Origin of the sequence: Aeromicrobium sp. CFBP 8757, assembly GCF_014841755.1 — a bacterium.
GTDB lineage: Bacteria > Actinomycetota > Actinomycetes > Propionibacteriales > Nocardioidaceae > Aeromicrobium.
In genome coordinates, this window is sequence record NZ_JACYUM010000017.1 from 1 (window position 1) to 5,354 (window position 5,354).

4 protein-coding genes are annotated in these 5,354 nt (G+C 73.5%); 2 read left to right on the plus strand and 2 right to left on the minus strand.

Going from position 1 to position 5,354, the window contains the following annotated elements; translation table 11 throughout:
* Together IFT73_RS18530 and IFT73_RS18535 are read left to right on the plus strand one after the other, a co-directional pair.
* The coding region (locus tag IFT73_RS18530; RefSeq protein ID WP_192168911.1) for an MmgE/PrpD family protein at positions 1 to 1,051 on the plus strand (1,051 nt) is incomplete at its 5' end.
* Entirely contained in the window at positions 1,048 to 2,442 is a 1,395-nt protein-coding gene (locus IFT73_RS18535) for an MmgE/PrpD family protein (protein ID WP_192168912.1), read from the plus strand. The genes IFT73_RS18530 and IFT73_RS18535, both read left to right, overlap by 4 nt.
* Here IFT73_RS18535 and IFT73_RS18540 read toward each other — a convergent pair.
* Both IFT73_RS18540 and IFT73_RS18545 read right to left on the minus strand, forming a co-directional pair.
* The gene (locus tag IFT73_RS18540; RefSeq protein WP_192168913.1) at positions 2,378 to 3,301 is read right to left on the minus strand and encodes an EamA family transporter; all 924 of its coding nucleotides are present in this window, start codon (positions 3,299 to 3,301) and stop codon (positions 2,378 to 2,380) included. The genes IFT73_RS18535 and IFT73_RS18540 overlap by 65 nt on opposite strands.
* A gap of 129 nt (positions 3,302 to 3,430) precedes the next feature.
* Positions 3,431 to 5,005, minus strand: a complete 1,575-nt coding sequence (locus IFT73_RS18545) for a S1C family serine protease (RefSeq protein ID WP_192168914.1) — start codon at positions 5,003 to 5,005, stop codon at positions 3,431 to 3,433.
* Positions 5,006 to 5,354: the final 349 nt, after the last annotated feature.

A 5,354-nucleotide genomic window follows, 5' to 3' on the forward strand; every position in this document is an offset into this window, starting at 1 on the left:
CACCGTGCCGGCGGCCGCCGCCGAGGCCGAGGCCACCGGGCGCAGCGTCGCCGACGTGCTCACGGCGGTCGTGGTGGGCTACGAGGTCGTGACGGCGTTCGCGCGCCTCTTCCCTGCGCCGAGGCCCCTGGTGCTGCACCCGCACGCGACGCTGTCGCCGATCGGTGCCGCCGCCGCGGTGGCTTGGCTGCGGACCGGCTCGGGCGAGGCCGTCATGGCTGCGGTCGACGTCGCGTCGACGCTGTCGATGTCGGGACCGTTCAGCCACGCGGTGTCGGGCGCGCAGGTGCGCAACGCTTGGGCCGGCGCCGGAGCGGTGCTCGGATTCCTCGCGGTCGACCTCTCGGCCGCGGGGCTCGGCGGCGAGCCGACCGGTGCCCTCGACGTGTTCGCCACGGGGTACGGCCACGCGGTCGACGAGGACGAGCTGGCCCGCCTCGGCGAGGACGCCCCGGACCGTCCCTGGGCGATCCTCGACGGCTACCACAAGGTCTACGCGGCCTGCCAGTACACGCACTCGGCGCTCGAGGCGTCGCTCGAGCTGGCGCACGGTGATCTGGCCGGCACCGACGCGCACGACATCGCCGAGGTCGTCGTCGAGACGCACCCGCTGGCGTACTCCCTGGACAACACCGCGCCGGTCACGACGCTGGCGGGCAAGTTCTCGCTGCCCCACGTCGTGAGCACCGTGCTCGCGACGGGCCGCACCGGTCCGGACGTCTTCGGCGAGGCGCTGCTGCACGACCGAACCGTCGCCCGCCTCCGCGGGCTCGTCCGGCTCGAGGCCTTCGAGCCGCTGCCGGAGGCCCCGCACGACCGCCCGGCCCGCGTGCGGGTGACCCGCACCGACGGCACGACGTCCGAGGTCGTCGTGATGAGTGCCGTGGGTGGTCCCGACCGTCCCCTCGAGGAGGACCAGGTGCTGGCGAAGATCTCCGACCTGACGGCGGCGACGCCGGCGTTCGCCCCCTTGGCCCGTGCGCTCGTCGCGGGCCGCGATCTCGACGAGCGGTCGTGGCACGCCGTCGTGACCGAGGCGTGGCAGCGATGACGGGGCCCGCGGACACGCCGGGGCTCACGACCGATCTCGTCCGCCGCGCCCGCGCGCTGCACGGACGGCTGCCCGATCACGTCATGGCGTCCGCGCGGCTGCACCTGCTCGACGCGCTCGGGGTCGGCGCACTGGGCGCGCGCAGCGGCCCTCTGCGTGGGCTCGACCGGATCGTCACGGAGGCGCACACCGGCGGACGGTCGACGGTGCTCGGCTCGTCGGCCACGGCGCCCGCGTCGGTGGCGGCCCTCGTCAACGGCTCGTACATGCACTCGCTCGAGTTCGACGACACGCACGTCGCCTCCGTCATGCACGGCAGTGCGACCCTGGCCGCCGCGGCGCTGGCCGTCGCCGAGGAGGTCGGGGCCACCGGCACCGCGATGCTGTCGGCGTACGCCCTGGGCTGGGAGGCGATCATCCGGATGGGTCTCGCGAGCCCCGGGACGCTGCAGGCCCGCGGCTTCCAGACCACGTCGGCGGCCGGGCCGTTCGCGGCCTCGCTGGTGTCGTCGCTGCTGCACGACGATGCCGAGCAGGTCGCGGTGGACGCCCTCGGCATCGCCGGCAGCATGCCCGGCGGCACCTTCGCCTTCCTCGCCGACGGCGACACGATCAAGGCCGGGCAGCCGGCATGGGCCGCGCACTCGGGCCTGTGGGCGGCCGAGCTGGCCCGGGCCGGCATGACGGGCCCCTCACGCGTCCTCGAGGGCGACCTGGGGTTCTTCAGCCTCTACGCCGGTGACGCCGACGCCCCGGCACGTCTGGCCGACGAGCTGACGACCCTGGGCGAGCGCTGGCACCTGCCCGACGCGGCCTTCAAGATGATCCCCTGCTGCCACTTCATCCACCCGTTCGTCGAGGCCCTGGGCCTCGTCATGGACGACGCGGTCGAGGCTGCCGACATCGCGTCGATCCACTGCCACGTGCCCCGTGGCGCCCTGCCGATCATCGCCGATCCGTGGTCCGGACGGCAGTCGCCGAAGACCCCGCACGACGCGCGCTGGAGCCTGCCCTACGTGCTGGCGGGCCGGGCCGTCGACGGGCGCGTCGGGCTCGATCTGTTCTCGGAGCCGATCGGCGGTGAGCGTCTCGACCTCTCCCGTCGCATCACGCACGAGGTGTGGGACGACTCCGGCTTCCCGGCGCGCTTCCCGGCGCGGCTCCGGGTCACCCTCACGGACGGTCGGTCGGTCGACGCTGCGGTCGACGACGTGCTGGGCGGCGCCGGCCGTCCGGTCCCGGCCGGTGACGTGCTGGACAAGGCGCGTGCCAACCTGGCCGCGGCCGGTCTCGCCGACGACCGGGTCGACCAGGTCGTGGCCGAGCTCATCGACGCGGCCGCGCCCGACCTGGCGCGACTGGGTCAGGCGCTCGGGGCCGCAGGCGGGTGATGGCGACGCCGGCGAGGCACAGCGCGCCGCCGACGAACGACAGCGCCGCCGGCACCTCGTCGAGCACGGCCCACGAGATCGCCGTCGCGACGGCCGGCACGAGGTACGTGGTCGACGCGGCCTGACCTGCCGAGATGCGGCGCAGTGCGTAGGACCACGTCGTGAACGCGACGGCGGTCGGGAACACCCCGAGGTAGACCAGCCACAGCACGTCCTCGCCGGAGGCGGCGCGCAGCTCGCCGACGAGTGCGGGCGCGAACGGCAGGCACGCGACGGCGCCGATGACGCAGCCGAGCCACACGCACATGACGGGGCTCACGAACGCCAGTGCCGGCTTCTGCACGAGCGCGCCGACCGCGTAGAACACGGCGGCCAGGACGCACAGCACGACGCCCGTGGTCGTGGCGGTCGCCGCGGCGGTGGGATCGCGCTCGGTGCTCGTCGCGATGAGGGCGACGCCGGCGAATGCCACGACCATCCCGACGACGAGGGGTCTCGGGAAGCCCTCCTTCAGCACGACGCCGGCGAGCAGCGCGATGAGCGCCGGCCCGATGTTGACGATCAGCGCCGTGGTGCCGGCGTCGAGGTCGCGCTCGGCCGCGTTGAGCGCGACGTTGTACGCCACCGACCAGGTCAGCGCGTAGACCGTCACGAGCAGCAGCCCCCGGCCGCGCGGGAGGGTGCTCACCCGCGGTCGGACGAACGCGGTCAGCGCGACCGCCCCGACCACCAGACGTCCGAGGGTCAGCGACCCCGGGGAATAGGTGTCGCCGACGGCCCGGATGCCCACGAACGCCGACGCCCACAGCAGCACCGTCACGAGCAGGGCGGGGACGGAGAGGTCGCGGTCGGTCTTCACGGGTCCACGCTAGTGCTCGCGACCTGCCGCCACTCGCGGGATTCGGACCTGACGATCGGCACCGCCGGGACGGACGACGAAGACCCCGACCGGGGGGAGGTCGGGGTCTTCGTCGGTTCGGGGTGACGACTACTGCGTCGTCGTGCCGCCGTCGGATCCGAGGGTGACCTCGGTCTCGGACTTCTGGCTGCCGCGGGTGTAGTCGACCGTGATCTTCTCGCCGGGGTTGTAGCCCCGGACGGCCGCCACCAGGGCCTCGGAGCTCGGCACGACCATGCCGTTGACCGAGGTGATGACGTCGCCCTCCTTCAGGCCGGCCTTGTCGCCGGCGCCGTCGGGCGTGATCTCCTTGACCTGCGCGCCGATGCCGGTGATGCCGTCGGTGCCGAGGAAGTTGTCGACCGTGACGCCGATCTGCGCGTGGGCGACGGTCTTGCCGTCGAGCAGCTGCTTGCCGACGTTCTTGGCCAGGTCGATCGGGATCGCGAAGCCCAGGCCGATCGAGCCGGCCTCGCCCGACGTCGTCCCGCCGGAGCGGATCGCCGAGTTGATCGCGATCACGCGGCCCTGCAGGTCGACCAGGGGGCCGCCGGAGTTGCCGGGGTTGATCGCGGCGTCGGTCTGCACGGCCGGGAACGTCGTCCGGTCGCCGCCGGAACCGTCGCTCGACGAGACCGGACGGTTCAGGGCCGAGACGATGCCCTGCGTCACGGTGCTCTCGAGACCGAACGGCGAGCCGATCGCGACGACCTCCTGGCCGACCTTGAGATCGGCCGACGTGCCGAGAGCCGCGGGCGTCAGGCCCGACTTGCCGTCCGCCTTGATGACGGCCAGGTCGGTCTTGGGGTCGGTGCCGACGATCTCGGCCTTGGCGTTCGTGCCGTCGTTGAAGGCGACCGTGATCGTGCCGTCGTCGCCGGCGACCGAGACGACGTGGTTGTTCGTCATGATCTCGCCGTCGCTGCTGATGATGATGCCGGTGCCGGAGCCCGACTCCTGACCACCCTTGACGTTGATCTGCACGACCGAGGGCAGCACCTTGTCGGCGACCTGCTCGACCGTGCCGGAAGGCGCCTTGGTCTGCGTGGCCTTGTTGCTGGTGTCGAGCGAGCTGACGGTCGTCCCGTCGCCGCTGCCGCTGCCGTCCTGCTGGTCGAACGCCCAGGCGCCGCCGTAGCCGGCGCCGCCCGCGAGCACCAGGAACGCGAGCCCGGCCGCGAGGCGTCGTCCGCCGCGACGCGGGGGAGGCGTCTGAGACGTGCCGCCGTCGTGTCCGCCGGCGCCGTAGCCGGCTCCGGCGCCCGCACCGGCCGCCGCGAAGGCGGGCGTGGCGAAGGACGTCGTGGGCTCGTTGTCGCGGAACGGGTCGCCGTGGTTCGACAGGGGCGCACCGGCCGGGACGCCCTGCTGCCCCGACTGGCCGGTGGGGGCCGCGTAGCGGTGCGTGTAGTCGTCCGCCGGGGCGGCGGGTGCGGCCTCGGCCTGACGCGTCTGCGGCTCCGGGGTCGGCGGCGGCGGGGGAGCGGTCTCGGACGTGGCGGGGGCCTGGGCGGGCACCTCGACCGTCGGCTCGGTGTCGCGGTGGGGCGCGGCCGGGGGCGGTGTCTGCCCGGCCGGGTCGTTGCTGGGAGCGGCGTCTGCGCCGTCACGATCCGTAGGGGGGGAGTACGGATTGGCGGCGAACGGATCGTGCGAGTCGGTCATGGTCATACATTCTCGCCCATGACTGAGATGCGCGTGAGAACGACGTGTGAGCCATCGAAGAAGCCCGCCCCGTGCCCACGCCCTCGTTAGCCAGGGAGGAGCTCTGCGACGACCGTGAGGGCTTGCGTCAGGTCGCCTCGCTTCGCTCACGCTCGGCCGCAAGCGGCCTCGCTGGCGACCGCATGCCCTCGTTCGCCAGGGAGCGAAGCGACCGTGAGGGCGGAGCCCGAGGCGAACCCGAGCGATCAGGCTCGCGTCAGGTCGCCTCGCTCCGCTCACGCTCGGCCGCATGCCCTCGTTCGCCAGGGAGGAGCTCTGCGACGACCGTGAGGGCGAAGCCCGAGGCGAA